The sequence below is a fragment of the Psychrobacter sp. W2-37-MNA-CIBAN-0211 genome (assembly GCF_040309405.1).
Lineage (GTDB): Bacteria > Pseudomonadota > Gammaproteobacteria > Pseudomonadales > Moraxellaceae > Psychrobacter > Psychrobacter glaciei.
This window is the reverse complement of sequence record NZ_JBEOOU010000435.1, coordinates 1-250: the sequence shown is the minus strand read 5'-3', so window position 1 is coordinate 250 and position 250 is coordinate 1. Positions and strand designations below refer to the sequence as shown.

Annotated in this window: 1 protein-coding gene; it reads left to right on the top strand. The window is 49.2% G+C overall.

What is annotated here, in order from left to right; all coding sequences use genetic code 11:
* The coding region (locus AAEY72_RS15785) for a hypothetical protein (RefSeq protein ID WP_352311584.1) at positions 1–180 on the top strand (180 nt) is incomplete at its 5' end.
* Positions 181–250 lie beyond the last annotated feature (70 nt).

Here is a 250-nt window from a genome sequence, read left to right as displayed (position 1 = left end):
GAATCTAGTCACTCAATCTTAGCTACAGCCGAGAACGCTACGCTGCTAGGACGCTTCGCGGCTAGAGGCTATAAAATCAACAGCCTAGTCGCGCAGCGACTCAATCTTAGCAGCGAAGCTGTCCCTAGAAGCGCAGCGCTCTATCCGCGTAGCGACCTAGCAGGACGAAGTCCGCCCTAGTAACTAAGCGACCTCACACTTATTCGATTTAGTTATTGATTGATTCAGGATATATGCCAAATATAAGGAC